Origin of the sequence: Streptomyces sp. SCSIO ZS0520 (assembly GCF_025643355.1) — a bacterium.
Classification (GTDB): Bacteria; Actinomycetota; Actinomycetes; order Streptomycetales; family Streptomycetaceae; genus Streptomyces; species Streptomyces physcomitrii.
Map to the genome: position 1 here is coordinate 6,031,153 of NZ_CP092644.1, position 25,323 is coordinate 6,056,475.

The following is a 25,323-nucleotide window of genomic DNA, read 5'->3' on the forward strand; positions in this document are numbered from 1 at the left end:
CCCTACCTTGCTGTACACCTTCGGCGGCACCCCCTCCGCGGTGCTGACCACCACCACCGGCGACGTCGTCCCCGACTACGCCCTGACCGTGCGCCGCGCGGACTCCGGCGCCGCGGTCACCGCCCTGTACGAGGAGGACGGCACCACCCCCATCGGACAGCTGCGCTCCAACGGCGCCACCAGCGACGCCCCCGGCGCCATCCGCACCTTCAAGGCCGCAGACACTCCGGCGATCCAGTACGAGTACAACGCCCCCGGGGGCCGGGTGGTGCGCTGGCACGAGACCAGCCGCGAGGCGGGACTGCTCGCGCTACTCGGCCTGGAGCAGAAGCTCGACCTGGCGGGCGGCACCATCACCGGCGACCTGGCCGTGCTCCAGGACCTCGACGTCACCGGGCAACTGACGGTCGGCGGGCTGCCGGTGGACGGGCTCGCGGGCTCGGCCCTCTACAACGCCCGCCGCTTCGGCGCCACCGGCGACGGCACCACCGACGACGCCCCCGCCCTCCAGGCCGCACTGACCGCGGTCACCACGGCGGGCGGCGGCATCCTCCTGGTGCCCCCGGGCACCTACAACCTGGCCACCCTGCCGCTGCGGATCTACCGCCGCACCCACCTCCTCGCCCTCCCCGGCGCCGTCTTCCGCCGCGCAGGCGCGGGCACGATACTCCTCAACGGCGATGCCGCCCAGAACTTCGGCGGCTACACCGGCCACGGGGACATCACCATCGAGGGCGGGCTGTGGGACTGCCGCGGCACCGTCTTCACCGCCTCAGCGATGTGCATGAGCATCGGCCACGCCGAGAACGTCGTCATCCGCAACACCACGATCAAGGACGTGTCCGGGTACCACGGCATCGAGATCAACGCCGTGCGTCACGCCGTCATCTCCAACGTCCGCGGCCTGGGCTACATCGACCCCGGCGGCCGGGACTTCTCCGAGTTCATCCAGCCCGACCTGGCCAAGGGCAGCGCGTATTTCGGCGGGTTCGGGCCCTACGACGACACCCCGTGCGTCGATGTCCTGATCGAGGGCTGCGCGGTGGGCCCGTCCGGCACCGCGGGGACGACGGCGTGGCCGCGCGCGATCGGCTCGCACTCCGCCTCCCCGGGCCGGCCGCACCGCGATATCCGCGTGCGCGACCTGCGGGCCGAAGGCTGCTCGCAATTCGCGATCGGCGCGTACACCTGGGAAGCCGCGGTCATCTCCGGCGTGCAGCTGCGCGACTGCGGCGGCGGCGTGCTGGTGCGCACCCTCGACAGCAGCCGGGCCAGCCACCGCACCCCCGCGGGCGGCAGCGCGGCCACCATCACCGGCTCCCAGCCCCTGGCCGGACTCGTCATCGATGACGTGACGATGACCGGCGGCGGCGCCTACGGTGCCGCCGTCGAGCTGGTCGGAGAGGACACCGGATACGTCCAGGACGCCGCGGTCGGCCGCGTCGCCGCCCGCGGCCTCACCCTTCAGGCCGTACGCCTGGAACGGGTCGAGGACTACGTCCTCTCCGAGGTGGTCGCGCACACCACCGGCGCCACCGCCATCAGCACGCTGGGCACCCGCCGCGGGCAGATCACCGACAGCGCCGTCAACGGCTCTTCGGGCGCCGGGATCACCGTGGACTCGCGCTCGACCCCGGCCGCGGCCGCCACCGATGTGACGATCTCGCGCTGCCAGGTCACCGGCGTCGCCGCCAACGGCATTCACCTGTGGGACGGCGCGGACGTCGTCGTGGACGACTGCGACCTGCACGACCTCACCGGCTACGGCGTGCAGATCTCCACCAACACCGCCCGGCCCATCGTGCGGAACATCCGCACCCGCAACACCACGCTGGCCGGGGTCAACCTCACCTCCACCGTCACCGGCGCCCGCCGCAGCGGCAACACCGCCGACGCCCCCTCGGTGGTGTCCACCTCGACCGCGGCGAACACCACCGCCGAGACCGTCGTAGCGGCCTGGACGATCCCCGCGAACGACGCGGCGGCCGGAGTGCTCTACCGCTTCGCCGCCCAGGGCACCGCGAGCACCACCGGCACGCCGACGCTTACGATCCGCGTCCGCCTCGGCGGCGTTGGCGGGGCCGTCGTCGCGGCGTTCACCGCGATCACCACCGGCTCGGCCATCACCAACCGCGGGTGGCGCATCGACGGCACCCTGCACTCGCTCACCATCGGCAGCTCCGCCACCTGGAGCGGCGGGGCCGCCCTCGCCCACCACCTCGCTGCTACGTCCGGCGCCACCCAGTCCGAACTGACCGACGCCGCGGTGACCCGCGACAGCACCGCAGATCAGCAACTGGTCGTCACCGCCCAGTGGTCCGCTGCCAGCGCCTCGAACACCGCGGCCGCCGCAGCCGCACACCTGCTGCGCCTCGCTGCCTGACCCGCACGCTCGGAGCGCCCCGAAGCCGCACTGACCTGCTCTGCCCGCCCCGTGCCGCCCGGCCCGGGGCTTCCTGCTGCCCGAGGAGAACCGCATGGCCACACCGCTATCTGCCGACCGGCTGCTCGCCGTACTGCGCGCCGAGGGCGTCAGCGTCGTCGAGCACGCCGGGTGGCGCAGCCACAACCGCAACGCGGTCGGACCCTGGGGCCCGGTCAACGGCGTCCTCATCCACCACACCGCGGGCACCGCCTCGCTGGACGCGGTGTGGCGCGGCCGTTCGGACCTGCCGGGCCCGCTGTGCCACAGCCACCTGGCCAAGAGCGGCACCGCCACGATGATCAGCGCCGGGCGCTCGAACCACGCGGGCAAGGCGGCCCGCAATGCCTTCAACGCGATCCTCAACGAGTCCTCCACGCACCCGGCGCCGAGCCGCGCGAGCGGCACCGTGGACGGCAACCAGCACCTGTACGGCATCGAGATCGAGAACCGCGGCGACGGCCACGACCCGTACCCGACCGCCCAGTACGACGCCGCGGTGCGCTGGGCGGCGGCCCTGTGCCGGGCGCACGGCTGGTCCGCGGACTCGGTCGCCGGGCACAAGGAGACGTCCATCGAGGGGAAGATCGACCCCTCCTTCTCCATGAACTCCTTCCGCGCCGACGTCGCCGAGCGCCTCAAGCACCCGGCGAGCTGGTCGCCGGGCTCCAGCACCACCAAGCCCCCGAAGGAGAACGACGACATGGACGCCAAGGGCATCAGCGCGGCGGTGTGGGACCGGGACGAAATCCCGGCACCGCCGTCCGCGAGCACCGTCAAGACCAACCCCACCTGGAAGGCGGGCTCGTACCTCAAGGAGATCTACGAGCGGCTCCTCGAACTGATCGCCGAGCAGCGCGCGCAGGGCAAGCGCCTCGACGCCATCGAGAAGAAGGTGAACAGCTGATGGGCACCGCAGCCTTCTGGCGCGCAACCGGCGAGCGCGCTGTCCGCACCTTCGCGCAGGCCGAGTTGGCGCTGATCACTGGCGACGGCCTCGGCATCCTGGACATCGACTGGAGCGAGGCGCTCTCGGTCGGCGGCCTCGCGGCCATCGCCGCGGTGCTCACCGCGATCGTGGCCTACGGTGCTGGCCCGGTCGGGCCCGGCCTGACGGAGGCGCCGACCCCGGACCGCGCTGCCCTGCACACCCCGCGCTCGGGTTCCTGACCCGGCCCCAGGCACCACCGGAGGCACCCGTGGACGCTGCGCAGCTCGGCGCGCTCGGCACCATCATCGTCGGACTCGCAGCGGCCACCGGCGCCCTGATCGGCCAGCGCGGCGCCACCCGGGCCACCCGGGACGGCGCCGTGCTCACCGGCTACGGCAACCTCGTGGACCAGGTCCAAGAGGAACGCGACAAGGCACAGGCCCAACTCGCCCAGAAGGAGCTGAAGTTGGCCGAGGCCTACGCCGAACTCGCCCGCGAACGCGCCGACAAGGCCGCCTTGCAGAACGAGATCAACATGCTCAACACCGAGATCACACGGCTGCGGGACCGCATTGCCGAGCTGGGGGGACAGCCGACGTGAGACGCACCCAAGCCGCGCTCGCCCAGCGCTGGCGCACGCTCGCGGTCGCCGCCGTGCTCCTGGTCCTCTCCGGCGCCGTGGTCCTGGTGTGGCTGCGCATCGACGCCGCCGACCGCCGAGCCGACCAGCTCGCCGACGAGGCCAACGCCCGCGGCTCCGCGGTGACCACGCTCGCGGGGGACGTCCGGGTACTGCGCGCCCAGATAACCGCCAAGGGCGACACCCCCGCCGCCCCCGACCCCGGCCGCGCGGTCGAGGACCTCCCCGACCGGGCCGCCGTACCCGTCCCGATCCCCGGCCCCGCCGGGCCCCGAGGTCCCCGCGGGCAGCAGGGCCAGCCCGGGACCGCGGGCACAGACGGTGCGGACGGCACCGCGGGCGAGACCGGGCCGAGCGGAGAGGCCGGCACGGACGGAGCAGCAGGACCAGCAGGCCCGGCGGGCGAGCCCGGGCCCGCAGGACCCGCAGGGCCACAAGGCCCCGCAGGCAAAGACGGTACGGACGGAGCGGACGGCCGTGACGGGCAGACCTGCCCGGACGGCTACTCGCTCCAGGCACCGCCCACCGACCCGGACGCGCTCGTGTGCCGCCGGAACAGCACCCCGCCGGAGCCCGACCCGGGACAGACCACCCCGAGCACACCGGGCCTGCCTGCTGACCGCCGCCGCTCGTGACGGCCAATGCCATCTGCCGTCCACGGTGGCAACACGAACACCCCCGCACCAGAAGGTGCGGGGGCGCCGCTCTTACCGCCGCATCAGCCAGGCGACCGCCCCGGCCGCCGCGGCAACCAATGCCCCGACCCCGACGTCCTGCGCCGCGGCGAGGTAGCCGCCCACGTAGCCGGTCGCCAAGGCGATGACGACCCTCGCGGACTGAGGCTCAGGTTGTAAGGCCATAGAGTTGCTCACTGATCTGTTCCTTCAGGTCGGGCGTCGGGCCCGTTGCCCGTAGGAAGCTGACGGGCCCTACGCATATTCCCCTGGCATATGCCAGAGCGCGCCCACTCTTGGCGAGCGAGAGTCAGGACGCTAGCTGACCTGCACAATTGTCATCAGCGGCCAGCGCGCATTCCGGCTGCGGCCCCGACTGGGTCGCTCGGGAAACGATCCCGTTCACATCACCACCGAAGGCAGTAGCCTGACCAGCGCAAACGGTCGATCTCGAACCTATGGGATGTCGGCAAAACTGCGGTCATATGATTATCCTTTGAGGCTGTTCGTTCCATTTTGAGACCTCTTTGATCATGCTCATATGGCCGAAAAACCTCGATGGTGCTCGCCTGTGAAGCACCGCGGCGTTCTCCAGGAACCCGTTTTTCGGCCTTCTCGCCGGTGCCGGGTCAACGAGCAGTTCTCTCCAGGCTCAGCCCCCGCCGCCTCCGGGCGGCGGGGGCTTCCTTCGTGTCGGGCGGTCGGTCACTGCTCCCAGCGGTAGAAGACCTTGCCAGCTCGACGCTCGGCACCGAACGCGGCGTAGAACTCCAAGGCGGTGGGGTTGTCCGTGTCCGCCGTCCACTCGACCCGCGAACACCCCGCCTCCGCGGCGATGTCCCGCAGCGCCGCCATGAACGCCCGGGCCACACCACGGCGCCGCGCGCCCTCGCGCACGAACAGCTCTTTCAGGTACAGCGACATGTCAGCACCGGCCGCAGGCCACAGGTAGGTGTACGAGGCCATCCCGACGACTTCGCCACCATCCCGCGCCAGCAGCACCGTTGCAGCGGGACGGTCCCCGAAGAGCGCGGCGCGCACCTGCGTCGGATCACCGGGGACCGCGGCGCCGCCGTAGTACGCCTCGATCTCGCCGAGGAATTCGGACACGATGGGGATGTCCTCAGGGGTTGCCGTCTCGATCTGCATCCAGGTCTCCTCCGCTGCTCTGGGGCGCCGCGAGGATCTCGCGCAGCTCCCGCACCTCGCGCAGTTCACGCGCCTGCGGGACCTTATCCGCCACGTCGCGCGCACGAAAGATGATCAGCGGGGAGCGGTGGGCGACCGGCAGGCTGAGGACGGTGGCAGCGCCCACGGCGGCCGCGGCGGCGGGGTCGCCCTCGATGGCGTGGCACATGGCCAGGTCGAGGCCGATGAGCGGCAGGTCAACCCGATTCGTCTGCGCGAAGAGGGGCTGCGCGGCAGTCAGTTGGTCGCGTGCCGCATGCGCATCGCCGAGGTGGACGAGCGCGTTGCCGCTGTGGAAGCGGAGTTGTGCTTCCGAGTACCCGAACGCGGAGTCTTCACGGTCGCGCTCCGGGATCCGGTCGAGCGCAGCTTCACTGCGGTTGAGCGCGGCCACTACCTCGGAGCCCCGGCCGAGCTGCGCGTGGGCCCGCGCTTCCAGCGGCGCGGCGAGCGCTGGCCCGACGCACGGCAAACCACCCGCGAGCGTCTGCGCTCGGACGGCCAACTCGATAGCGGTGTCCATGTCGCTGCCGTAGTAGGCCTGGTACGCCTCTTGCGCGTACGCCCATGAGAGCGTCGCCCGGTCCTCGGCGGCGGCTGCGGCCATACGGCACGTGCGCCACCACCCGGCCGCCCGGTCGTCCCCCAATTTGAGGAGCGTGAGCGCCATCAGGCCGGACATGCGCGCCGCCGCGGTGGTGAGGCGCCGCCTGGTCTGGGGCTGATGACGCTGGGCGAGCAGTAGGCGCAGGTGCTGGAAGTCGCCGAGCAGCTCGGGGAAGTGCTTGCCCTCGGGGCGGTACCGCGTGGCGCGCCCGTGGCGAGCCACGGTCCATTCCATATCGTCCAGCGACGTAGCGCTGAGTGGGCCTGCGGCGAGGACCTCTTCCAGCCCTGCCTGGAGCGTGTCCGCGTCCGCATATGGATCGTTGCCGCGGCGTTCAGCAAGGGCGATCAACTCGCCTTCGGCGCCGAGTGCCCGGTCGAGAGTCGTGGCGATGTCGATAGTCGGGTTCCGGGTGCCGCGCTCCAGGTCGGAAACGTAGGACTTGGAGCAGACGGCGAGCGCTGCTACGTCACGTACTGAGCGGCTGCCGCGGAGACGGCGCAGCGCGGCGCCGAACGTCTCCGCCATCTCCGCCTCCTCTGGCGTCCGCCGAGTCCGCTGCGTCCGCTGGAGTGCGGACACCTGCGGACACGAAGCCTCTGTTCCCTGACCGTGTGTGCCTATGACGCTACTCGTGTGAGCCCTACGAAGCAGAGGAATCGGACGGACGAGCCCCCGCTGCCGGACGTCGCCACGTTGTCCGAGGAGCAGCTGCGGGGCGACGCGTGCGTCTACGGCTGCGGTCCGCTGAGGGGCGCGCCGGACGTCGTAGACCTCGGCATCAGGCCGCACCCCATCGGGGCCTCGTACTGGTTCCCCAGGGCCTGCCTCCACAGCCACTCCGGGAAGGCCACCTCATGACGGCACCCATACAGCCCGTAGACGTCGCCTACAGCCGTTACATCGGGCACCTGTTGAACTGCACGACGTGCCAGCGGGCTGAGCAGTTGTGCCCGACTGGCCGCGTTCGGCGCCGGATCTACAAGGTCGCCCGCGGAACCCACCTCGCGCCCCAAGCGGCTGAAGGCGCGGTATGACGGTCCGGCGCGAACAGCGCGCCTACGTCGACCACTTCGAGCAGTGCGCCCTCTGCCGAGGAGTGCCGTGCCCGGCCGGGCGGACTCTGCGCGACGCCTGGTTGAAGAGCATCGGCTCGCAGGCCGGCACTCCTCAGCGTCGCCGCGGGGACCGCGGCCGCTCCCGCCGCGGCGACCCCAACGCCCACGGCGGCTGGTTCCGCGGCCGCCCCAACCCTCTGGACAAGCCGTGACCGGGGCCCGCGCAGCACTGCGTCACTTCCGCCGCACCTACGGCTTCGGCGGGGTGTTCATGATCTTCGCCCCGCTCACCGGGATCGCCGCCGTCCTCTACTACGCCATGTCCACCCACTGACCACCGAGAGCACCCTTCATGCTTCAGCCCCCGCCGTCCGACCTTCCCCTGCCGCCCGACGTTCAGTGGTGTGCCGCCTGCCCCGACACCATCACCCCCGGCGAGCCGTCCATAACGGAGTATCAGGAGACCGCGAGCGGGCCGCCGCGCGTGCATCGATTCCACCAGGGCTGCCGCGAATCTGTCGGCTTCGGCTACCAGGAGAGCGCGTGAGCGAGGCCCTGGCCCCCAGCCGCCGCCTGTCCTTCACGCCCATCTCGGGCGCCAACCGCCCCGTGTGCGACGACTGCGCCAAGCGGATCTCGCCGCACGAGGAGTACGAGGTGGTCATCAGGCACACTCGTCGCGGCCCGCAGCGCCCCCGGTACCGGCACTCCCCCCGTTGCCTCGATCTGGACAACCATCGTCACTTCCCGCACAAGGCGCAGCGCGTTGCGGGCCGCCTTGAGCAGCGTCTCAAGACCGGCCAGTGGCGGCCCGGCGAGGTCTACTCGCACGACATGATCGCGGAGCTTTACGGCTGCGGCCGGGGCAGTTCGGTGCGGGCGGTGGCGATCCTGCGCAGGCGCGGCCTGGTCGAAGTCCGCAAGAGAGTCGGCGTCTTCCCGATCGAACCCAGCGCCAGGTGGCGGGCTGGCGGCGGGACGCTACAGGAACGTCTGGCGCGCGAGATGGGGCGTCAGATCAGGGCCGGGCACTACCCCCCGAACAAGCGTCTGCCGTCCCAGGCCAGTCTTGCGGGCGAGTTCGGCGTCGGCATACAGACCGTGGCCAGCGCCCTCACGGAACTGCACGAACGCAACCTGGTTCACTCGCGCTCCCCGGGCCGGGGAGAACGCCGTTACTACTACCCCGGCCCCCAACCACACCGTGGTGACCTGCCCCAAGATTCCCGCTCCCGGGCTTGACCACCCCGCCCGGGCCTCAGTCCGGGTGGCCCGGGAGCGGGCCCGGGGCGGCCGCCCATCCCCCAGGGGTGGCCGCCCCTTCCACCACCCACAGGCCCACACGGGCCGGAAGGAGAGCGATGGACCACTCCACAGCCTTCGCCTACGGCAGCCCCGGAGGGGGCAAGGAGCCCAAGCCGGAACCGGCTCCCGCGCCCGATCCCGCGCCGGAACCGGCTCCGGAGTAGCACCAGCCCGTCACACCCAGAAGGAGTGATGATCATGAGTGCACGTCGATTCGATCCCGGAGAGTGCCAAGGCAACTGCCCGTCCTGCGGACAGACCGTAGGCGCACCGGCCGGAGAGCAGACCGCGCCGCACCAGAAGCCAGGCAGCCGCGAGCAGTGCCCGGGCGGCACCGCCACCTGAGCAGCGCGGACGCCGCGACTATTCGCGACGTGATCAAGGAAGCGGCCTCCCTCGGTCCCCACCGAGGGAGGCCGCGCCTCATAGACTGACCCAGCCGCCCGCCACGAGAGGACAAATGATCATGCGCCCCCAGCGGTTCGAGAAGTTCCTGCGCTCCCTGCTGGAGCAGGATGGGAATGTCAAGGAAGTCCAGACCGCCGCGGAGTCCGGCCACACCAAGCACCCTTACGGACTGGCCGTCACCTACCGCACCGGCGCCCGCGTCCTCCTCGTCTGGATGGCCACCGCTGCCCCCGGCGACAACTACGAGGGCGAAGAGGCCATCGTGGAAGGCGACCCCAGTCCGCCCCCGGCTCCGATGCCTGACGACCTCCTGGACGGCGGGAAAGTGAAGCTCGCCGCCGTCGACAAGCACATGGCCGCCCTCATCCTCGGCGCCGGGAACCAGGAGATCGCCGCCGCGGACATCTACAGCACCCGCGAGAAGCGCGGAGCGATCCCGTACGGGGTCACCCTCGACTTCCACGACACCTCGCGCCTCTACCTGTATGTCATCCACGCACTGCCCCAGGGGCGCGATGGTTGGCCCAACGGCGGCGAGTACGAGGTGCCCGCCGCCGTGTGACCTCTTGCAGCGGGCACTCGTGAGCCCCGGCCGGACCCGATCCGGCCGGGGCTCACGCATGTTCACGCATATCCATGATCGTTGGCGCTCGGGCCAGCAGCGAGCCAGCTAACGATCTTGCCGACCCCTTCGCGACGCCATTGCGCGGGGGAGGGGCGCTGCTTGTGCAGGTGGAGAGAGGTGCCACGGGCGGGGGCTGGAGTGGGGCGGGTGGGACTCGAACCCACGGCCGACGGATTATGAGTCCGCTGCTCTAACCGGCTGAGCTACCGCCCCGTTACGGCGAGTCGCGCACATTTGTGCGCGCCGTCTGCCGCAGCATAGCCGCTTATACGATCTCCCGCGTCGCGTGGTCGGCTTCGCTTCAGGCATGAGGACGCGCGTAGTGCCCCGGCGGTTCCCGCAGGCGAACGCCCTGCGCGGGGACCGGGATACGAGTGCTGGGTGCCCCCGGACGAGTGGCACCGGCACCCGCTCCCGCGCCGGCTCCCGGCACCCCCTGATCCCCTCACAGCGGTGACTCCCACGTGACCGTCGTGCCGCCGTCCGGGTCCCGTTCCACCGCCGTACCGGAGGTGTGCTCGCCGCCGCCCGGAGGGCCCGAAGGAGGGGGCTCGTCGGGGCGGCCGTCGTCGTGGACGCGGAGCCGTACGCCGGGACGGCCGTCCGGGAGCGGGACCGCGGCCACCGAGACCTCGATGCGGCTGACCCCGCCGCGGCGGGAGGCGGCCGCCAGGGCGCGGCGCAGGGTGGCGAGCAGGCGCCCGGTGGCCAGGTCCCCGACGACGTGGTCGAGGGCGCCGGAGAACTGCACCGAGGGCTGGAAGCCGAGGACCGCGGCGGCGCCCGCGGTCTCCAGGAGGACCCGGCCGCGGAAGGTGGTGGGGGCGTCCGCGGGGGGCTGCTGGAGGGTGAAGATGGTGGTGCGGACCTCCTGGATGGTGGAGCCGAGTTCGTCGACGGCCCGCCCCAGGAGATGGCGTACCCCGTCCTCGTCGGACCGGCGCTCGGTGGACTCCAGCATCATGCTGGTCGCGAAGAGGCGCTGGACCACGAGATCGTGCAGGTCGCGGGCGATCCGGTCGCGGTCCTCGAAGACGGCGAGGCGTTCGCGGCTGCGCTGCATCTCGCCGAGGACCAGCGCCAGCGCGGCCTGCGAGGCGAACTGCGCGGCGAGCAGCCGCTCCACATGGGTGTACGGGCGGCCGCGCAGGCGCCGGGGCAGGGCCAGGGTGCCGATGAGCCGCCCGTCCGCCTCCAGCGGGAGCAGCATGCTGGGGCCGAAGCGGTGGGCGGTGGCCCGGCTGCCGAGCTGGGGGTCGTTCGTGGAGCCGTCGATGAACACCGGCTCCCCGGCCAGGAGTTGTTCCAGGATCTCGCTGCCCGGCTCGATGGTGGTGCCGATCAGCCCGCCCGGGTCGCGGTCGGTGGCCGCGGTGACCACCTCCATGCCGCCCTCGGCGGTGGGCTGGAGGATGACCCCCGCGTCGGCGTCGGCGAGGCGGCGGGCCTGCTCGGCGACGATGGTCAGCGCGTCCGCGGAGCCCTCGCCGGTGAGCAGCGCGGTGGTGACGGCCGCGGTGCCGGCGATCCAGTGCTCGCGCTGGCGGGCGGTCTCGTACAGCTGGGCGTTGCCGACGGCGACCCCGGCGTGTGCCGCGATCAGCCGCAGGATCTGGGAGTCGTGCTCGGTGAAGGGGGCGGCCGGGTCCTCGGCGAGGTAGAGCAGCGCGTAGACCGTCTCGTCCACCCGGACCGGCATCCCGAGCCAGGCCTCGGCGCCGGGCAGCGCGGGCTCGGTGAAGCGGACCGGCTGGGCGGCCCGGCCGAGCACGCCGAGGAGTCCGTCGTGGCCGTGCGGCCGCCGCCGCAGCCGGGAGCGGTCGGCGGCGCCGACACCCGCGGTCCACAGCTCCGGCGGGCGGCCGTAGAGGAGGTCGAGCACGGCGAGCACCCCGCAGCGCGCGCCGGTCAGGGAGGTCGCCTGGTCGACGACGCCCTGGAGGGTGGCGGGCAGTTCGATGTCGCCGCCGATGGAGAGGACGGCCTCGAACAGCGGGGGGAGGCGCGGCAGTTCGGCTTCGGGGGTTCCCTCGTCCGCCGGAACCGCCTCGTCCGCCGGAACCGCCTCGTCCGCCGGAACCGCTTCGTCCGGGGGTTCGCCGTGCCGCTCGGGGCCGGTCATGGTGCGAGAGGCCTTCGCCGCTCCGGGCGGGTCAGGCGAGGGGGTCGAGCACCAGGGGGCGGATCTCGCCCTCCAGCATGGCGCCGACGCCGCGTACCGCGCACATCTCGGGCCGCTCCGCGATGTGCACCGGCATGCCCGTGTACGTCCGCACCATGTCGTCGAAGCCGGGCAGCAGGGCGCTGCCGCCGACCATCATGATGCCGGTGTCGGCGAGGTCGGCCACCAGATCGGGCGGGCAGTCGCGCAGCACCCTGCCGATGCCGTCGAGCACGGCGGTCAGCGGGGTGCGGATGGCGCGGCGTACGGCCGCGTTGTCGACCTGGACCGAGCGGGTCACCCCGGTGGCCACGTCCCGGCCGTGCACCTCGGTGGAGGCGGGGCCGTCCTGGACGAGGCCGCCGCCGGAGAGCGCGAGTTGGAGCGGGCGCACCGACTGGCTGGGCGTGACGAGTTCATGGGCCTGGCGCAGGTGCTGCACGATCGCGTGGTCGATGGCCTCGCCGCCGACCGGTACGCGTTCGGCGCGCACGATGGAACCGAGGGAGAGGACGGCCACCTGGGTGGTCGCGGCCCCGCAGGCCATGATCATGGTGGCTTCGGGGCGTTCCACCGGAAGACCGCAGCCCACGGCGGCGGCGACCAGGGTGTCCACCAGTTCCACCCGGCGGGCGCCGAGGCCCACCATGGTCTCGATCGCGGCGCGCTGGGCCAGCGGATCCGCCTCGTGCGGGGTGCAGACGGCCGCCCGCAGCCGGAGGTTGCGCCGCAGATTGCGGCGGAGCTTCTCGCCGATCAGGTGCCGCAGCATGCGCTGGGCCATCTCGATGTCCACCACCGTGCCGCCGGAGATCGGGCGGACCACTCGGATGTAGTGGGGGGTGCGGCCCGTCATCTGCTCGGCGAACGTCCCGACGGCGATCAGCGCGCCGGTCCGGGTGTTCACCGCCGCCGCGCTGGGCTCGTCGACGACGATGCCCGCGCCCTTGACGTACACCCGGGTTCTGGCCGCACCCAGGTCGACGGCGAGATGGCAGCGGCGCAGCGCCTCCAGACTGGCGGTCATGGTGATCCTCCCGAGGGCGACCGGACGGAGCGCCGGTCGGCGGTCCTGGGAAAATCGTCCGCCGAAACGGGCATATCCGCGCGCTGAGCTGGTCCGGGCGGGGGCCGTCGCGGTGAAGTCGCGGCGGGGGAAGCCTTCTTGGGTCGACCGGGTGATCTTGGGGGCGCCGGGGTGCTTCCGGGTCGGGTCCGCCTCAGGGGTCGGGTGTCGGGTGCCGGGTGCCGGGGGCGGGGGAGGCTCGCGGTGCTCGGGACGCCGAGAAGCCGGGACGCCGAGAAGCCGGGAAGCCGGGAAGCCGAGGGGCGGGCGGTCACGGCGCGGCTCCCGCGGCGAGCGGTCCGCGCGGAACGACGCAGGGACGGGACGGCGTACGAACGGGAGGGCGTACGAGCAGGTCGCCGTACGGGCGACGACGTACAGGTGCACCGGCGTACGAGCAGGGCGGCGCCGTCGGCCACCGACGCGAGGCCCGGCTCGGAGGAGAAGGCCACCCCGCACGCGGCGGCGCCGCCTCCCCTGGGACGGGGGAGACGGCGCCGCCTGCGACGTCGGGTCGACGTCGGCCGGCCCTCGCGGGTCTCGGCTCAGACGAGCCAGCCCACGAGGTGGATCAGACCGGCGAGGACGTCAGTGAGGAAGTTCATGGTGCGTGGTTCTCCTTGATGGTCGTGCTGTGTGGGACCAACTCCCGTACTCCGTTTGGGACATGAGCCCGGGAGTCGCAATCACGGTCTGCAGCCCGTCGCTTGCGCACCGTAAGCATCGTCCGTCACGGGGACCCCGCGCAATCTCTTGCGCGATGATCACCTGTTCAAGGGAACACCTGCTTGCCTGTTCGTATGTACGGTTCCGTTCGTGGCGCGAGAGGGCCGGGCGCGCGTCAACTCGCCCCGTGCGCTCAGTCGTTGCCCAGGGTGCGCTTGAGTACCTTGCCCATGTCGTTGCGCGGCAGCCGGTCCAGATAGCGCACCGCGCGGGGCCGCTTGTACGGGGAGAGGCGGGCGGCGACGTGGTCGGCCAGCTCCGCCAGGGCGGGCGGCGCGGCGGGGTCGGCGGGGACGATCCAGGCGAGGACCCGCTCGCCGAGGTCCGCGTCCGGTTCGCCGGTGACCGCGGCCTCGCGCACCCCCGGGTGTTCGAGCAGGGCGTTCTCGATCTCCCCGGCGCCGATCTTGTAGCCGCCGCTCTTGATCAGGTCGGTGGCCTTGCGGCCCACGATGCGCACATAGCCGTCCGCCTCCCGCACCGCCACGTCCCCGGTGCGGAACCAGCCGCCCGGCGCGAAGGCCTCCGCGGTCGCCTCGGGGCGGTTGAGGTAGGCGGTGAAGAGGTTCGGGCCGCGCACCTGGATCTCGCCCACGCCCTCCGGGTCGTCCTCGGGTACGAGTCCGTCCTGCTCGTCCACCAGGCGCAGTTCGACCCCGGCCAGCGGCACCCCCACGGTTCCGGCGCGGGGCCGGCCGTCCGCCCGTACCGAGGTGGTGATCAGGGTCTCCGTCATCCCGTACCGCTCGATGACCCGGCAGCCGGTGGCCGCGTGGATGCGCTCGTGGTCGTGGACCGGCAGCGCGGCCGAGCCGGAGACCAGCAGCCGGGCCCGGCGCAGCCCCTCGACGAGCTCGGGCTCGGTCTCCAGGGACTCGGCGATGCGGTGGTACATGGTCGGCACCCCGAAGAGCATGGTGCCGCCCTTGGTCAGCTCCCTGGCGACCGCCTCGGTGCTGAAGCGTCCGAGGTGGCGCACCGCACCGCCCCGGCGCAGCGGGCCGAGGATGCCGAGGATCAGCCCGTGCACATGGAAGAGCGGCAGGGCGTGCACGAGGACGTCCTCCTCGGTCCACTGCCAGGCGTCCGCCAGCGCGTCCAGGGTGGCGGCGACCGCGCGGCGGGAGAGCACCGCGCCCTTGGGCGGGCCGGTGGTGCCGGAAGTGTAGACGACCAGCGCCGGATCGTCCTCCGCCCGGGCGACGGGGGTGCGGTCCGCGGGTGCAGTGGCCCGCACGTCGATGTCGATCCGGGGCAACTCGGCGAGGGCGGGCGGGAGTTCGTCGCCGGAGGCGGCGAGCACCAGGGAGGGGGCGCTGTCGGAGACGATGTGCCCCAGCTCGCTCGCGCCGGACTTCGGGTTCAGCGGGACGACCGGCACCCCCGCGCTCAGCGCGGCCACCACGCCCACCGCGGTCTCCAGCGAGGAGGTCGCCCAGACCACCACCCGGACCGCACCGTCCAGTCGCGCCGCGAGCGCCTCGGCGGCGGCGAAGAGTTCCCCGTAGCTCAGGGAGCGCTCGCCGAACTGGACGGCAGGCAGGTCCGAGCCCTGCTGGAGGGCCGGGAACAGAGGGGGCATGACGCGTACTCCTTGCCTTCGGCGGTCATCGGCGGTCATCGGCGGTCAAAGGTAGTCATCGGTGTCCAGGGGCGGTCCGCGGCGGTCCGGGGTGGTCGTCGGCGGCCGCGGTGCCGTGATCCACCCGGCCGTTGTACCACCGGGGCCTTGCGTCCGGTCCGGCCGCCCGGAGACTGAGGGGTGCCGAGGGCGCGGACCGGGGGCCGGAGCGAGACCTGGGTCACCGGGCGTGCACGTCGGCCACCGCGCAGCCGATGTTGTCCGGGCCGCCCGCCGCGCGGGCCAGCCGCACCAGTGCGGCCACCGCCTCCCCGGGGGTGTCCGCCGCGGCGAGCGCCGAGCGCAGCTCCTCGGCCGGGACCACCGAGTACAGCCCGTCCGAGCAGAGCAGATAGCGGTCGCCGGGCCGCGCCTCGTGGAGGCGGAGGTCCGGCGACCGGTCACCGGGGGTGCCCGCGCCGATCGCTCCGGCGCCGGTCAACGCCCGTGTCAGCAGGGCACGTTGCGGGTGGGAGGCGGCCTCCTGCGCGGTGAGGCGGCCCTCGTCCAGGAGGGACTGGACGTGGGTGTGGTCCTGGGTGATGCGCAGCAGCTCGCCCTCGCGCAGCAGCAGGGCGCGGGAGTCCCCGATGTGGACCAGGCCCAGCTCGGCGCCGGTCCACAGCAGGGCCGTCAGCGTGGTGCCCACCGACGCGTCGCCCTCGGCGGCCTCGCGCACCGCCTCGTCGGCCCGCAGGCTCACGTCCTCCAGGAGGTTCAGTACGTCGCCGGGCGTGACGGCGGCCCCGTCCAACTGCCGCAGCGACTCGACGGCGGCGCTGCTCGCCTCGGCGCCGCCCGCCCCGAAGCCGTCCGCGACCGCGAGCACCCGCGCGCTCGCGTACGCCGCGTCCTGGTTCACCGGCCGTATCAGTCCCGCGTCGGTCGCCGAGGCGAAGCGCAGGGAGAGTGTCCGAGAGGTCATCCGTGGTTCTCCGTTTCCCGGTGCGTCCGGCGCTGCCCGGGGCGACGGGCGCGAGAGCTGGTCCACGAGGAAGGCGGCCAGATCCCGGCGGGCGGCCGTCTCCGCCTCGACCCCCGCCCAGTAGGCGCGGATCTCGGCGGCGGCCTCGGCCCGGGAGAGCGCGGTCACCTCGCGGATGCGCGCGAGCGGCATCCCGAGCCGGCGCAGCCAGGCGACCAGCCGCGCCTGCGCCAACTGGCCCGGCGCGTAACGGCGGTAGCCGGTGTGCGGGTCGACCTCGGCCGGGTGCAGCAGCTCCAGTTCGTCGTAGAGCCGCAGCGCCTTCGGCGAGAGCCGGGCTGCCCTGGCGAAGGCGCCGATGGTCAGCAGCCGCCGCCCGTCCTCGTCCCGCCCTGGTCCCTGCCGCATGCCGTCCTCCTCGTACCGGGCCCTTCGCCCGGTGCTCCCGATGCTGCGGCTTGCCCGAAGGGGAAGGTCAAGCGGCATGCCCGGCGCCCGGTTCTCAGGGGCCCGCGGGTGCCTCGGTCCCCTCGTCGCGGGTACGGAAGCGCTGGAGCAGGCCCCAGGTGAACTCGGCGACGCAGGCCCGCCGCCGCCCCTGCTCGTCGGGGGCCTCGAAGGCCAGGCCCCAGCGGGTGGGCGCGGTGCCCTCAAGAGGCCGAGCCGGGGCGAAGGCGCCCGCCACCTCCTCCACGGTGTACGTCCAGGGGCGCAGGTCCGCCGTGCCGCGCGGGGCGGCGGGACCGGCTCCCGGCGCGCGGATCAGCCACTCGTTCCAGCGGGCGCCGCCGGGCGCGAGCAGCACCTCGAAGCGCAGGGAGGGCCAGAGCGGCACCGGCCAGAGCAGCGCGGTGCACTCCAACTCGCCCACCCGGCGGGTGAGTTCGCGCTCGGGCGGGCCGAGTACGGAGCGGTGCGGACCGGCGCCCCGGCCCCCGCCCGGGGACCGCAGCATCGCCTGCCAGCGGCGGTTGGCCTCCCGCATCCGGGTGGCCGAGGCCCCCAGCTCGCGGCGGGCCTCTTCCACGAGTTCCGGCTGGTGGTCGGCCATCCGGCGCAGCAGCACCAGCTGGAAGTCGAGCGGGGTGAGGGGCTCCGGCCGCTGCCCGGGAGGCGGACCGGCGCTCGGGTCGGTGGGCATGTCCCCATCCTGACCCATCCCGGCCGAGAGGTCCGTATCGTGCGCCCCGGCCTCCTGGGCAGCCACCACGCCGACGGCAAACCCCCTTGCACACAACTTTCACAGCGCGCGCTTCCGGTGTGTCATGCCCGCGCCCTAGCCTTCGACCGTCATGGATTACTGCCAGCCCTGCCGTCGGCATCTCAACGGCGCCCTTGTCTGCCCGGGTTGCGCCACTCCCGCCGAGGCCTGCCGCGAGTACGGGCGGGCCCGCGCCGACGAGACCCGGGGGGAGGGCGACGCCGGCGCCGCGGCTCCCGTCTCGCACGGCGGCCGCGCGCAGAACCGGCGGGCCCGCAACTCCCGCGCCAGGAAGGCGGAGAGCGGGAGTCCGCGCGACGCCCGCGGGACCGAGAGCCCGCGCGACTCCCGGGGCGGCGGTCGGCGCGCGAAGAACGCCAAGAACCGCACACACCGGCGCAAGCGGCGCCGCGTCCTCCTCGTGGCCACCGGAATCGTCCTCGCCGCGGGCGCCCTGAGCCTCGCCGAACTCGGTATCGAGGCCCCCTTCCAGGCACCCAGGGCCGCTTCGGTGCCCGAGGGGGGAACCGGCGAGGACGGCAGCTCCGCCTCGGCCGGGGGCGAGGACGCCGCACCCGGCGAGAGCCCCTCGCCCGGAGCCTCCGCCGGGGAGTCCGCCTCCGACACCGCCTCGCCCTCGTCGAGCAAGAAGGCGAAGGGCAAGGACGGGGACAAGGAGAAGGACGGCAAGGGCAAGGGCGACGAGGAGAGCGGCACGCCGGGCGGCGGCGACACCGGGGACGAGGGCACCCCCTCGGAGCCCGGCGCCACCACGCCCCCCGACACCGGCACCACCGAACCCGGCAGCACCCCGCCGCCCGCCACCGAGGAACCCACGCCCACCGAGGAGCCCTCGGAGACCTGCAATCCCTGGCTGTGGTGGTGCCTGTGAGGCATCCGGCGGCGGTTTGAGCCACCTGGCGGGCCGGGTTCCAGGGGTCGCCGCCCGGTGCTCCGCGCCCTTCTCCGTCCTGGTCCTCAGCCCGCGTTCTCGCCCTCGTCGCCGAGCATGCGCTGCAGCAGATCGCGCAGGGCGAGCCGTTCCGCCTCGGTGAGCGCGGAGAGCGGTTCGCGGGCGAAGTCCAGGGATTCGCGCAGGCCCCGGGCGGTGCGCAGGCCCTCCTCGGTCGGCGCCGCGAGCTTGACCCGGCGGTCGTCGGGGGCGGGGCGCCGCTCGACGAGGCCGCGGGCCTCCAGGCGATCCACCATCCCGGTGATGTTCGAGGGCTCGCACTTCAGGCGCTGGGCGATGCGCCGCATGGGCAGCGGCTCCAGGGAGAGCAGGCCGAGCAGCCGCGCCTGCGGGCCGGTCAGCGCGTGCCGGGCCGCCGCCTGCTCGTACTCCTGGTGGTAGCGGGCCACGACACTGCCGATGAGGTCGACGACCTCCAGGGTCAGCGGGTCCGGGGTGGTGTTGCCTGTGCCCATGGACACCACTCTACCCAGTTACTTGACACCATGAAATATCCAGAGGCATGTTTGTTTCACCTGGTGAAGCATTCCGAAAGGTGACCCGTATGTCCGACGCCCCCTCCGCCCCGGCCCTCCCCGCCGCCGCCCGTGCCTGGCACCTGGTCCGGCGCCCCGAGGGCTGGCCGGTCCCCGAGGACTTCGCGCTGCGCGAGATCCCGCTGTCGGCCCCGGCCGAGGGCTCGGTCCTGGTGCGCAACCTGCACTTCTCCGTCGACCCGTACATGCGCGGCCGGATGAACGACGCCAAGTCCTACGTACCGCCCTACCGCCTGGACCAGCCGATGGACGGCGGCGCGGTCGGCGAGGTCGTCGCCTCCGCCGCCGAGGGCTTCGCGGTCGGCGACACCGTGCTGCACCCCCTCGGCTGGCGCGACTACGCCGAGGTGCCCGCCGCCCAGGCCACCAAGGTCGACCCCTCGCTCGCCCCGCTCTCCGCCTACCTCGGCGTGCTCGGCATGGTCGGCCTGACCGCCTACGCGGGTCTCCTGGAGGTCGGCTCCTTCAAGCCCGGCGACACCGTCTTCGTCTCCGGTGCCGCGGGCGCGGTGGGCAGCCAGGTCGGCCAGATCGCCCGGCTCAAGGGCGCGGCCCGGGTCATCGGCTCCGCGGGCTCGGCCGAGAAGGTGCGCCAGCTCACCGAGGAGTACGGCTTCGACGCGGCCTTCAACTACAAGGACGGTCCGGTCGCCGAGCAGTTGAAGAAGGCCGCCCCCGAGGGCATCGACCTCTACTTCGACAATGTCGGCGGTGAGCACCTGGAGGCCGCGCTCTCCTCCTTCAACGTCTTCGGCCGCGCCGTCATCTGCGGAATGATCTCCGTCTACAACGCCACCGAGCCGACTCCCGCGCCCCGCAACCTCACCCAGATCATCGGCAAGCGGCTGCGCCTGCAGGGCCTGCTCGTCAGCGACCACAAGGCGCTCCAGCCGCAGTTCGTGCAGGAGGTCTCCGCCTGGATCCGCTCCGGCGAACTCACCTACCGCGAACAGGTCTACCAGGGCGTGGAGAACGGCGTGGAGGCCTTCCTCGGCATGCTCCGCGGCGAGAACTCCGGCAAGGCGCTCGTCACCCTCGACTGAGAGCGGCAGCGGCTCGCGCAAGGCGCCGCTTCCGGGGACACGGCCCTCGCGGGGGCACCCCCGGGAGCGGCACCGCCCCGCGGGTAAAGTGCCGGTCATGGGTGATCTCGGGGCGGGCTTCAAGCAACTGGTCAAAGGGCAGCGGTGGGTTGCCGCCCACGGCAGGAGCTACGGACTCGGGCTGCTGCCCGGACTCGTCACCCTGGTCCTCTACGCGGCGGCGCTGACCTCGCTCGCCCTGTGGGGCTCCGACCTCGTCGGCTGGGCGACACCCTTCGCCGACGACTGGTCCTCGCCCTGGCAGGGCCTGTTCCGGGGCCTGCTCACGGTGGTCCTCTTCGCCCTCGCGCTCCTGCTCTCGGTGCTCACCTTCACCGCGGTCACCCTCCTCGTCGGCCAGCCCTTCTACGAGAAGCTCTCGGAACGCGTGGACCGCAGCGCCTCCCCGGACGGCCTCGCCCCCGAGTCCGGCCTGCCGCTGCTGCGCGAACTGTGGATCTCCGCCCGTGACAGCCTGCGCATCCTGGTACGGGCCGGACTCTGGGGCGTGCTCCTCTTCGCCTGCGGCTTCGTGCCGGTGGTGGGCCAGACCGTGGTCCCGGTGGTGGGCTTCTTCGTCACCGGCTTCTTCCTCACCGAGGAGCTGACCGCCATCGCCCTCCAGCGGCGCGGCATCGAACTCCGCGAACGCCTCGCCCTGCTGCGCTCCCACAAGCGCCTCGTCTGGGGCTTCGGCACACCCCTGGCCGTCACCTTCCTGGTGCCCTTCGTCGCGGTGTTCCTGATGCCGGGCGCGGTCGCGGGGGCCACCCTGCTCGCCCGGCGGCTCCTGGGAGAGGAGTCCGCGGAGGAGCCCGCGGTCGCCGAGGCGGCCGAGCCGGTCGAGGCGGCCGGAGCGCACTTCCGGGACTGACGGGACTGAGGGCCCCATGGCGGCCAAAGGGCGGTCGCGCGACGGCCCACCCGCCCCGCCCCCTACCGCCCTACTTGCCCTCCACCCGCACGAACAGCCACCCCGCCCGCGGCTCCACCAGATACCGGAAGGCCCGCCGCACCATCGGAGTGCACAGCACGGTCATCACGGCGCAGGCCAGCAGGACGACGAGGAGCCGGCTCAGCGGCTGCTGCAGCCACTCGGGCTCGTACCAGTCGAACTCGCGCGAGGACTTCACCAGGAAGATGTGGAGCAGATAGGCGTAGAGGGTGCCCGCGCCCAGTGCGGTGAACCAGGTCCGGCGGCGCGGCACCCAGGCCAGGAAGCAGGCGCTCATCAGCAGACCGGCGCCGAAGAGCGCCACGAACATCACGACGCCCGCCCAGGTCGGCACCCCGAACTCGTCGACGGAGCGGGTGCGGCCGAACCACGCCGGGTCCATCCGCGGTACCGCCCAGTAGGCGACGACCAGCGCGGAGAGCAGTATCGGCAGCGCGGCGGCGCGTACCGCGCGGTGGCCGAGGAAGGAGAAGTGCTCGGGCCGCAGCAGCAGTCCGAGCACGAAGAACGGCAGGAACTGGAACATCCGCATGAGCGAGAAGTCCTCGCCCATCGAGGGGGTCATGCTCGCGGCGACGGCCACCACCAGGGAGACGGCCAGCGGATGCCGCAGGTTCTTCCACAGCGGGGTCGTCAGCCGCCACAGGAACAGCGCCACCAGGAACCACAGCGCGAACCCCGGCTTGTTGAAGGCGAATTCACGGTCCGGGTCGTCGGCGGCCCAGCGCATGAAGAGCGTGTAGCAGGACTGGATCATCAGATACGGCAGGGCCACCCCGGCGATCAGCCGGACCACCTGGTTGCGGGTGCCGGTGTAACTGCGGGAGAGATAGCCGGAGATGAGGATGAAGGCCGGCATGTGGAAGGCGTAGATCGCGAAGTACAGGGCCTCGGTGGAGCGGCTGCCGTGGCTGAGCGGCTCCAGGAAGTGGCCGACGCCCACACAGAGGATCGTCAGGTACTTGGCGTTGTCGAGGAAGGGGTCCCGGGCCGCCGGGGCGGGCTTGCCGCCGTCCTGCCGAGCGGCCGGTCCGGCGCCCGGTGCCCGCGCCCGGTCCCGCGCCGCGGGTGAGGCGCGGGCGGACGCGAAGTCCTGCGGGGCGGACGTGGCGGCGACTCGTTCAGGTCCGGCGTGGGGCATCTGCGAAACCGTAGTGGCCGAACCTGTGAATCCGAAGTGTCGGGAATCACTCGTCGCCGCCCTTTCTGTGCCGTCCGTGCCGGGTGGACGCCCGCTGCGCGCGGCTCAGTCGAGGACGCCGAGCGCGTACACCGTCTCGGACATGTAGACCTCGTCGGGCCGCAGCACGGTGGGCGGAAAGCCGGGCCGGTTGGGGGAGTCGGGGAAGTGCTGGGTCTCCAGGGCGACGCCCTGACCGGGGCCGAAGGGCTCGCCGTCCAGGTGGTCGCCGGTGTAGACCTGCACGCCGGGCTCGGTGGTGGACAGCGTCAGCACCCGCCCGCTGCCGGGGTCGCCCAGCTCGGCGAACTCCTCCGGAAGCGGGGTGACCCCCTTGTCCAGGACGAAGTTGTGGTCGAGCCCCGAGCCGAGCGGCCGCGCCCTGCGGTAGTCGAAACGGGTGTCCTCCACCGGGGCGAACTCACCCGTGGGGATGCCGTCCGGGCCCGCCGGGGTCAGCCGCGCCGCGACGATCCGCAGCCGGTGGCCCGCGGTCGAGGCGGCCCGGCCCTCCTCGACACCGCCGAGGTTCCAGTACGTGTGGTTCGTCAGGTTGACCACGGTCGGGGCGTCGGTGACCGCCTCGTAGGCCAGGTGCAGGGCGCCGTTCTCGTCCAGCGAGTAGGTCGCCGAGACCTCCAGGCGGCCGGGGAACCCCTCCTCGCCGTGCGCGCTCACCCGGGACAGGCGCAGGCCGTCGTCGACCTCCTCCGCCTCCCAGACCCGCTTGTCGAAACCGTGTGCGCCGCCGTGCAGGCTGTTCTCGCCGTCGTTGGGCGCCAGGGAGTAGCTGCGCTCGTCCAGGACGAAGCGGCCGCCCGCGATCCGGTTCGCGTACCGCCCCACCAGCGCACCGAAGTAGGGGCCGGTGTGCGTCAGATAGCCCTTCAGATCCGGGTGTCCGAGCACCACTTCGGCGGTGCGGCCCCGCCGGTCGGGAGCCTCGGCCGACTGCACGATGCCGCCGTACGTCAGGACGCGCACCCGCACCCCCGCGGATTCGAGGGTCCAGCGGTGGACGGCCGTACCGTCGTCGAGGGTGCCGAAGTCTTCTCTGCGCATGGACCGAGGGTATGCGCCGCGCCCGGCCGCCCGGCGCAGGCCCGGCACCCGGGGCGCGGACCGTGTCGCAGGCCCGGAGCCGGGGCGCGGGATCAGGGCGCGGCCCGGACCTCGGGGTCCTTCGCGGTGATCCTGCGGTAGGCGATCTCGGCGAGCCGCGACTGGCCGTTCTTGCCGGGGTGGAACCAGTCCCAGGGGCTCAACTGGCCGGTGCCGAAGGGGTAGTCGAAGACCGCGTTCTGGTCGAAGCGGCAGCGCTTGTCCTCGGCGCACACCTCGCGCAGCGCCTTGTTGTACGCGACGACCCGGTTGAGCACGGTGGCGCGGCGCTCGGTGGCCTTCGGCGCGAGGTCGTCCGCGTCCGCCAGCATCGAGGGGCAGATCCCGAGCTTCCAGATCTGCTTGCCCAGCGGGTTGGTGCGCCCCTGCGACCAGAGCCGTTTCAGGTCGGGCACGCTGGCCACGTACACCTGGGTGCGCGGCAGGTCCTCGCGCAGCCGGTGCAGCGCGGCGGAGAACTGCGCGCGGAACTCCTCGACCGGGGTCATCGCGGCGGCGGAGTCCCGGCAGGCGTCGTTGGCCCCGGCCATCACGGTGACGAGCTCGGGGCGGTGCGCCGCGGCGCGGTCCAGCTGGGCGGGCAGATCGGCCATCCGCGCCCCCGAACGGGCGTAGTTCCAGCTGCGCTCGGCCGCGCCGGTGCCGAGCAGGCGCACCGCGAGACTGCGCACCTCCTTGTCGCTGCCGGTCGCCCAGGAGGCCTCCGGGCAGTCGGAGAGCACGCTGCAGGCGTCGAAGCCCCGGGTGATGGAGTCCCCGACCGCGGCCATCGAACGCGGCGAGACGTCCCAGGCCGGTTCCGCCTTCGGGCCCTGGGCCGACCGGGTGGAAGAAGCGCCCGGTTCCGGTGAGCCGTCGCCGAAGAGACCGCAGCCGCCGAGCGTCACGGCGGCGAGCAGTGCGGTACCGGCAACTGCGGTGTGCCTGCGGCTGGTTCGCATAACCATCCCGGTCGGTCCGTCTCTTCCGTCCCCTGCTTGACGTGTGGGCGGCGCCAGGAGTTCCGCCTCCCGGTGAGGCCTTGCTCACCGGGCCTCCGCCGTGCGCGCGGTGCACCGGCATCCTGCCGGGTGAAGGCTTTGTATCCGCGGGTAACAGGAAGGACGCTACGTCATACTCCGCGTGGCGCCGCACGATAGCCTCGCCCCGTGGCCGTGCCGCTCCCCGGCGTCCGTACGGGGAAGGCACCCCGGCGTCACCCCGGTGGCGACGAGGCCACTCGGACCGGTGACGCCACACGGCACCGGTTCCGCTAAGTTACATCACGCAAGCTATGTCCGATTTGGGGAAATCGCTCGGCAAGGTCGCGAGGCCGCACGGAAAGGCGAACTCGTACCGACTGGAGGTACCGGTGACGACACGTGGAGTTCTGTACGTGCACTCGGCTCCGCGCGCGCTGTGCCCGCACGTCGAATGGGCGGTCGCGAGCGTGCTCGGTACGCGGGTGAACCTCGACTGGATCCGCCAGCCCGCGGCCTCCGGCACCTGGAGAGCCGAGTTCTCCTGGCGCGGGGAGAGCGCCACCGCCTCCCGTCTCGCCTCCGCCCTGCGCGGCTGGGACCTGCTGCGCTTCGAGGTCACCGCCGAACCCGCCGAGGGCACCGAGGGCGAGCGCTACAGCGCCACCCCCGCCCTGGGCATCTTCCACGCCGTCATCGGTGTGCACGGCGACATCCTGGTCCCCGAGGACCGGCTGCGCGCCGCGCTCACCCGGGCCCAGCGCGGCGAGAGCCAGCTGGAGTCCGAGCTGTCCCGGCTCCTCGGCAAGGACTGGGACGACGAGTTGGAGCCCTTCCGGTACGCGGGCGAGGGCGCCCCGGTCCGCTGGCTGCACCAGGTCGTCTGAGCCGCCCCCGCTGCTCCTTCCGCCGATACGCCGGTGGCCCGCCCCAGGACGAGGGGCGGGCCACCGGCGTA

General features: G+C 72.8%; 25 protein-coding genes and 1 tRNA gene. 13 read left to right on the top strand and 13 right to left on the bottom strand.

Going from position 1 to position 25,323, the window contains the following annotated elements; genetic code table 11:
- The first annotated feature begins 7 nt into the window (after positions 1-7).
- From MID12_RS24150 to MID12_RS24170, 5 genes are all read left to right on the top strand, one after another.
- Positions 8-2,383 carry a right-handed parallel beta-helix repeat-containing protein gene (locus MID12_RS24150; RefSeq protein ID WP_263170696.1) on the top strand — a complete coding sequence of 792 codons (2,376 nt, stop codon included), beginning with the start codon at positions 8-10 and terminating at the stop codon, positions 2,381-2,383.
- A 94-nt stretch (positions 2,384-2,477) separates the two neighbouring features.
- Positions 2,478-3,329: an N-acetylmuramoyl-L-alanine amidase gene (locus MID12_RS24155; RefSeq protein ID WP_263170699.1), complete on the top strand. Its 852-nt coding sequence runs from the start codon at positions 2,478-2,480 to the stop codon at positions 3,327-3,329.
- The gene (locus tag MID12_RS24160) at positions 3,329-3,592 is read left to right on the top strand and encodes a holin (RefSeq protein ID WP_263170701.1); all 264 of its coding nucleotides are present in this window, start codon (positions 3,329-3,331) and stop codon (positions 3,590-3,592) included. The genes MID12_RS24155 and MID12_RS24160 overlap by 1 nt, the downstream gene beginning before the upstream one ends.
- A gap of 29 nt (positions 3,593-3,621) precedes the next feature.
- The gene (locus MID12_RS24165; RefSeq protein WP_263170703.1) at positions 3,622-3,954 is read left to right on the top strand and encodes a hypothetical protein; all 333 of its coding nucleotides are present in this window, start codon (positions 3,622-3,624) and stop codon (positions 3,952-3,954) included.
- Positions 3,951-4,628: a collagen-like protein gene (locus tag MID12_RS24170; RefSeq protein WP_263170704.1), complete on the top strand. Its 678-nt coding sequence runs from the start codon at positions 3,951-3,953 to the stop codon at positions 4,626-4,628. The genes MID12_RS24165 and MID12_RS24170 overlap by 4 nt, the downstream gene beginning before the upstream one ends.
- A gap of 72 nt (positions 4,629-4,700) precedes the next feature.
- On the opposite strand, the gene MID12_RS24175 is transcribed toward MID12_RS24170, so the two are convergent.
- The 3 genes from MID12_RS24175 to MID12_RS24185 form a co-directional block, all read right to left on the bottom strand.
- Positions 4,701-4,865, bottom strand: a complete 165-nt coding sequence (locus tag MID12_RS24175; RefSeq protein WP_263170705.1) for a hypothetical protein — start codon at positions 4,863-4,865, stop codon at positions 4,701-4,703.
- A 507-nt stretch (positions 4,866-5,372) separates the two neighbouring features.
- Positions 5,373-5,816, bottom strand: a complete 444-nt coding sequence (locus MID12_RS24180; protein ID WP_263170707.1) for a GNAT family N-acetyltransferase — start codon at positions 5,814-5,816, stop codon at positions 5,373-5,375.
- Positions 5,791-6,990 (bottom strand): helix-turn-helix domain-containing protein, encoded by a 1,200-nt coding sequence (locus MID12_RS24185; protein ID WP_263170708.1) that lies wholly within the window; start codon positions 6,988-6,990, stop codon positions 5,791-5,793. Before MID12_RS24185 ends, MID12_RS24180 begins: the two co-directional genes overlap by 26 nt.
- A 505-nt stretch (positions 6,991-7,495) precedes the next feature.
- On the opposite strand from MID12_RS24185, the gene MID12_RS24190 reads away from it, so the two are divergent.
- The 4 genes from MID12_RS24190 to MID12_RS24205 all read left to right on the top strand — a co-directional run bounded on the left by MID12_RS24190 (position 7,496) and on the right by MID12_RS24205 (position 9,795).
- Positions 7,496-7,732, top strand: a complete 237-nt coding sequence (locus MID12_RS24190; protein WP_263170709.1) for a hypothetical protein — start codon at positions 7,496-7,498, stop codon at positions 7,730-7,732.
- Complete coding sequence (locus MID12_RS24195) at positions 7,729-7,854, top strand: hypothetical protein (protein WP_263170710.1); 126 nt, start codon at positions 7,729-7,731, stop codon at positions 7,852-7,854. Before MID12_RS24190 ends, MID12_RS24195 begins: the two co-directional genes overlap by 4 nt.
- A gap of 209 nt (positions 7,855-8,063) precedes the next feature.
- On the top strand, positions 8,064-8,762 hold the full coding sequence (locus MID12_RS24200) for a GntR family transcriptional regulator (protein WP_263170711.1): 699 nt from the start codon (positions 8,064-8,066) through the stop codon (positions 8,760-8,762).
- 529 nt (positions 8,763-9,291) lie between these two features.
- Positions 9,292-9,795 carry a hypothetical protein gene (locus MID12_RS24205; protein ID WP_263170713.1) on the top strand — a complete coding sequence of 168 codons (504 nt, stop codon included), beginning with the start codon at positions 9,292-9,294 and terminating at the stop codon, positions 9,793-9,795.
- A 202-nt stretch (positions 9,796-9,997) separates the two neighbouring features.
- On the opposite strand, the gene MID12_RS24210 is transcribed toward MID12_RS24205, so the two are convergent.
- The 6 genes from MID12_RS24210 to MID12_RS24235 all read right to left on the bottom strand — a co-directional run bounded on the left by MID12_RS24210 (position 9,998) and on the right by MID12_RS24235 (position 17,498).
- Positions 9,998-10,071, bottom strand: a tRNA-Ile gene (locus MID12_RS24210).
- Between the two features lie 232 nt (positions 10,072-10,303).
- The gene (locus tag MID12_RS24215) at positions 10,304-11,980 is read right to left on the bottom strand and encodes a GAF domain-containing sensor histidine kinase (protein WP_263170715.1); all 1,677 of its coding nucleotides are present in this window, start codon (positions 11,978-11,980) and stop codon (positions 10,304-10,306) included.
- 31 nt (positions 11,981-12,011) lie between these two features.
- Complete coding sequence (locus MID12_RS24220; protein ID WP_263170717.1) at positions 12,012-13,046, bottom strand: rod shape-determining protein; 1,035 nt, start codon at positions 13,044-13,046, stop codon at positions 12,012-12,014.
- An 898-nt stretch (positions 13,047-13,944) separates the two neighbouring features.
- Positions 13,945-15,393 carry an acyl-CoA synthetase gene (locus MID12_RS24225; RefSeq protein ID WP_263170718.1) on the bottom strand — a complete coding sequence of 483 codons (1,449 nt, stop codon included), beginning with the start codon at positions 15,391-15,393 and terminating at the stop codon, positions 13,945-13,947.
- A 220-nt stretch (positions 15,394-15,613) separates the two neighbouring features.
- Positions 15,614-16,765: a MerR family transcriptional regulator gene (locus MID12_RS24230; RefSeq protein ID WP_263170720.1), complete on the bottom strand. Its 1,152-nt coding sequence runs from the start codon at positions 16,763-16,765 to the stop codon at positions 15,614-15,616.
- Positions 16,766-16,859: 94 nt separating this feature from the next.
- Positions 16,860-17,498, bottom strand: a complete 639-nt coding sequence (locus MID12_RS24235; RefSeq protein WP_263170721.1) for a hypothetical protein — start codon at positions 17,496-17,498, stop codon at positions 16,860-16,862.
- A gap of 151 nt (positions 17,499-17,649) precedes the next feature.
- Here MID12_RS24235 and MID12_RS24240 point away from each other — a divergent pair, with 151 nt between their 5' ends.
- Positions 17,650-18,450, top strand: coding sequence for a hypothetical protein (locus tag MID12_RS24240; RefSeq protein WP_263170723.1), 801 nt, complete (start codon positions 17,650-17,652; stop codon positions 18,448-18,450).
- An 86-nt stretch (positions 18,451-18,536) separates the two neighbouring features.
- Here MID12_RS24240 and MID12_RS24245 read toward each other — a convergent pair whose 3' ends face one another.
- A complete protein-coding gene (locus tag MID12_RS24245; protein ID WP_040253903.1) occupies positions 18,537-18,986 on the bottom strand; it encodes a MarR family winged helix-turn-helix transcriptional regulator in 450 nt (149 codons plus the stop codon).
- A gap of 89 nt (positions 18,987-19,075) precedes the next feature.
- Here MID12_RS24245 and MID12_RS24250 point away from each other — a divergent pair, with 89 nt between their 5' ends.
- Both MID12_RS24250 and MID12_RS24255 read left to right on the top strand, forming a co-directional pair.
- Complete coding sequence (locus MID12_RS24250; protein WP_263170727.1) at positions 19,076-20,110, top strand: NADP-dependent oxidoreductase; 1,035 nt, start codon at positions 19,076-19,078, stop codon at positions 20,108-20,110.
- 97 nt (positions 20,111-20,207) lie between these two features.
- A complete protein-coding gene (locus MID12_RS24255; RefSeq protein WP_263170728.1) occupies positions 20,208-21,023 on the top strand; it encodes an EI24 domain-containing protein in 816 nt (271 codons plus the stop codon).
- 70 nt (positions 21,024-21,093) lie between these two features.
- Here the strand turns inward: MID12_RS24255 and MID12_RS24260 are convergent, their stop codons facing one another.
- The 3 genes from MID12_RS24260 to MID12_RS24270 all read right to left on the bottom strand — a co-directional run bounded on the left by MID12_RS24260 (position 21,094) and on the right by MID12_RS24270 (position 24,353).
- Positions 21,094-22,245 carry an acyltransferase family protein gene (locus tag MID12_RS24260; RefSeq protein ID WP_052482590.1) on the bottom strand — a complete coding sequence of 384 codons (1,152 nt, stop codon included), beginning with the start codon at positions 22,243-22,245 and terminating at the stop codon, positions 21,094-21,096.
- A 105-nt stretch (positions 22,246-22,350) separates the two neighbouring features.
- Complete coding sequence (locus MID12_RS24265) at positions 22,351-23,346, bottom strand: aldose epimerase family protein (protein WP_263170730.1); 996 nt, start codon at positions 23,344-23,346, stop codon at positions 22,351-22,353.
- A gap of 92 nt (positions 23,347-23,438) precedes the next feature.
- The gene (locus MID12_RS24270) at positions 23,439-24,353 is read right to left on the bottom strand and encodes an SGNH/GDSL hydrolase family protein (protein WP_040253913.1); all 915 of its coding nucleotides are present in this window, start codon (positions 24,351-24,353) and stop codon (positions 23,439-23,441) included.
- Between the two features lie 404 nt (positions 24,354-24,757).
- Here MID12_RS24270 and MID12_RS24275 point away from each other — a divergent pair, with 404 nt between their 5' ends.
- Positions 24,758-25,252 carry a DUF3145 domain-containing protein gene (locus tag MID12_RS24275; protein WP_040253915.1) on the top strand — a complete coding sequence of 165 codons (495 nt, stop codon included), beginning with the start codon at positions 24,758-24,760 and terminating at the stop codon, positions 25,250-25,252.
- The last annotated feature ends 71 nt before the right edge of the window (positions 25,253-25,323 follow it).

What these genes read in the sequence shown, in the direction of transcription:
- MID12_RS24155 (WP_263170699.1), top strand. Translation starts at nt 2,478, where the DNA reads ATGGCCACACCGCTATCTGCCGACCGGCTGCTCGCCGTACTGCGCGCC.
- MID12_RS24160 (WP_263170701.1), top strand. Translation starts at nt 3,329, where the DNA reads ATGGGCACCGCAGCCTTCTGGCGCGCAACCGGCGAGCGCGCTGTCCGC.
- MID12_RS24180 (WP_263170707.1), bottom strand. Translation starts at nt 5,816, where the DNA reads ATGCAGATCGAGACGGCAACCCCTGAGGACATCCCCATCGTGTCCGAA.
- MID12_RS24185 (WP_263170708.1), bottom strand. Translation starts at nt 6,990, where the DNA reads ATGGCGGAGACGTTCGGCGCCGCGCTGCGCCGTCTCCGCGGCAGCCGC.
- MID12_RS24190 (WP_263170709.1), top strand. Translation starts at nt 7,496, where the DNA reads ATGACGGTCCGGCGCGAACAGCGCGCCTACGTCGACCACTTCGAGCAG.
- MID12_RS24205 (WP_263170713.1), top strand. Translation starts at nt 9,292, where the DNA reads ATGCGCCCCCAGCGGTTCGAGAAGTTCCTGCGCTCCCTGCTGGAGCAG.
- MID12_RS24215 (WP_263170715.1), bottom strand. Translation starts at nt 11,980, where the DNA reads ATGACCGGCCCCGAGCGGCACGGCGAACCCCCGGACGAAGCGGTTCCG.
- MID12_RS24220 (WP_263170717.1), bottom strand. Translation starts at nt 13,046, where the DNA reads ATGACCGCCAGTCTGGAGGCGCTGCGCCGCTGCCATCTCGCCGTCGAC.
- MID12_RS24225 (WP_263170718.1), bottom strand. Translation starts at nt 15,393, where the DNA reads ATGCCCCCTCTGTTCCCGGCCCTCCAGCAGGGCTCGGACCTGCCTGCC.
- MID12_RS24230 (WP_263170720.1), bottom strand. Translation starts at nt 16,765, where the DNA reads ATGCGGCAGGGACCAGGGCGGGACGAGGACGGGCGGCGGCTGCTGACC.
- MID12_RS24235 (WP_263170721.1), bottom strand. Translation starts at nt 17,498, where the DNA reads ATGCCCACCGACCCGAGCGCCGGTCCGCCTCCCGGGCAGCGGCCGGAG.
- MID12_RS24240 (WP_263170723.1), top strand. Translation starts at nt 17,650, where the DNA reads ATGGATTACTGCCAGCCCTGCCGTCGGCATCTCAACGGCGCCCTTGTC.
- MID12_RS24245 (WP_040253903.1), bottom strand. Translation starts at nt 18,986, where the DNA reads ATGGGCACAGGCAACACCACCCCGGACCCGCTGACCCTGGAGGTCGTC.
- MID12_RS24250 (WP_263170727.1), top strand. Translation starts at nt 19,076, where the DNA reads ATGTCCGACGCCCCCTCCGCCCCGGCCCTCCCCGCCGCCGCCCGTGCC.
- MID12_RS24255 (WP_263170728.1), top strand. Translation starts at nt 20,208, where the DNA reads ATGGGTGATCTCGGGGCGGGCTTCAAGCAACTGGTCAAAGGGCAGCGG.
- MID12_RS24260 (WP_052482590.1), bottom strand. Translation starts at nt 22,245, where the DNA reads ATGCCCCACGCCGGACCTGAACGAGTCGCCGCCACGTCCGCCCCGCAG.
- MID12_RS24265 (WP_263170730.1), bottom strand. Translation starts at nt 23,346, where the DNA reads ATGCGCAGAGAAGACTTCGGCACCCTCGACGACGGTACGGCCGTCCAC.
- MID12_RS24270 (WP_040253913.1), bottom strand. Translation starts at nt 24,353, where the DNA reads ATGGTTATGCGAACCAGCCGCAGGCACACCGCAGTTGCCGGTACCGCA.